Source organism: Candidatus Kuenenia sp. (assembly GCF_027493735.1).
GTDB classification, from domain to species: Bacteria; Planctomycetota; Brocadiia; order Brocadiales; family Brocadiaceae; genus Kuenenia; species Kuenenia stuttgartiensis_A.
Map to the genome: position 1 here is coordinate 1 of NZ_JAOSKF010000015.1, position 1,908 is coordinate 1,908.

Genomic DNA, 1,908 nt, shown 5'->3' on the forward strand with positions numbered 1-1,908 from the left:
TTAGCAGAAAATACAAGAATCCGAAAAACACAGATATCAAAATACTTCGAGCATACCTAAAACAAGTTAGCGCTTATGGGGACACTTCCCATATTTCTTGCTTAATCTGGTGGATAAATATTGGAAGTGTCCCTATATTTTCCCCTGCTTTCTTCGGATTAGGAGAAGAAAATCAATGCACACAATCTTGTACATAAATGGTAGGAGGATTTACTTTTTTGCAAACGAAAGCAATGAATCTATCATGTGCATTGCCAGAAATCAGGGAGGACTTGGGGTCGCATCCTAAATATTAAGCCAAGTTGGATTGAGGTACGACTCGAAGAGAAAGCAAAGCGAAACCCAACATTCTTTGAATACCACGAACGGTTGATGTAAAGGGATGCATTTCTGGTTTTTTGTAATTTCTGCCATGTTTTAATGAAATGTTGCCGTTGTGTTAACCCCTGACAGGGATTGTTCATGTTCATTTGACCGATGATACTATACGTCTTGCTGAGGTGCATTGGTTTGAAGCGCATGGCATTAGAAAAAAGAAAATGTATCAGGTTAAATTGGGACAGCGATTGTTTTTTATGAGTTATAAACGGTCAAAGATTATAAAAGTTTTAAGGGAATATGGTTTTACATTTTTGCGGGAAGGCGGCAATCATACTATTTTTACAAATGGGGAAATAAATATCCCTGTAGGCAGACACAAAGAAATTGACCGCGATACGGCAAGGGCTATCGCCAAAGAAATACAAATTGAATGGGAAGAATTTAAAAGACATATTAACTAAAAAAGAGGTATACCAATGCAAACATTTACCGTTACCATAGCCAAGGGGGAAAAGTTTTACATTGCACAGTGCAAGGAACACTCAAATTGTTTTACTCAGGGAAAAACAATAGAGGAGGCCATTCATAATATAAAAGAGGTTATTGAGCTTATACTGGAAATCAAAAAGCCTAAAATAAAGGTGGTATTAAAAGAAGCTCTTGTAAATGCCTTGTAAAAAAGGCAAACAGAGTCAGAGATTGGAATTTGAAGGCACATTTTATCATATCACATCAAGAGGCAATCTGCATAAAATAGGTGATTTAGGGTCAAATGCATCGCACAGGCAGGTAAAATGGTAGACTTGGGGTCGTATCTTAAATATTAAGCCAGGTTGGATGAGGCACGACTCGAAGAGAAAGCAAAGCGAAACCCAACATTCTTTGAACGCCACGAACGGTTGATATCATCAACGGATGCATTCCTGATTTTTTTGTAATTTCTGCCATGTTTTAATGAAACGTTGCCGTAGCAGAAATGACGGAAAAGGGAAAAAGACGTAAAAACTCTAATGGAGACTTGGGGTCGCATCTTAATATGGCTCTTCAGGCAAGTGAGTGGGTAAAAATGAGTCATGAATTGACTGCAACATAGCATAAAATAAGGGGAAAAAGAAGTTTTTTATGAGCAAAAAAAACTGTATGATACTTGCATGGAAAAAAAGAGACGACTGCTGGACGAATACAGGTTCCCCGGGTTTAGTCCGATAGCAGAAATTAAGGGGATATTTGGAGACTCGAAGGCACGTGTTATTTAGACTTAAGCGGACACAAAAAAAACGGTATGTGGGTGTTGTGGAAAGATTCATTGGAGTCATTACGACAAGAAGGTGCGTCTGGTACGGGATTTATCCTGTGGAGATGCACGGATTTACCTGGAAGTGGAGGTGCGGCGAGTATTATGTCGGAAGTGCAAAAAGGTGAAGCGGGAAAAACTGGAATGGCTTGCGGACAATCCCTTTTACACTAAGCGATTTGCCTATTCTGTAGGACGGAAGTGCCGTACTATGACCGTAAAGGATGTGGCGAAGGAGTTCAAGCTGGACTGGGATACGGTGAAGACATTAGACAAAGAATACATGAAGAAAC

At 39.4% G+C, this 1,908-nt stretch carries 2 protein-coding genes; both read left to right on the top strand.

Annotated elements, in window-relative coordinates:
• The first annotated feature begins 470 nt into the window (after positions 1 to 470).
• The gene (locus tag M5U24_RS08365) at positions 471 to 782 is read left to right on the top strand and encodes a type II toxin-antitoxin system HicA family toxin (RefSeq protein WP_197705286.1); all 312 of its coding nucleotides are present in this window, start codon (positions 471 to 473) and stop codon (positions 780 to 782) included.
• Between the two features lie 15 nt (positions 783 to 797).
• Positions 798 to 998, top strand: a complete 201-nt coding sequence (locus M5U24_RS08370) for a type II toxin-antitoxin system HicB family antitoxin (protein ID WP_099326860.1) — start codon at positions 798 to 800, stop codon at positions 996 to 998.
• The last annotated feature ends 910 nt before the right edge of the window (positions 999 to 1,908 follow it).

Excerpts from the sequence above, each read along its gene's own strand:
- M5U24_RS08370 (WP_099326860.1), top strand. The coding sequence starts at position 798 with ATGCAAACATTTACCGTTACCATAGCCAAGGGGGAAAAGTTTTACATT.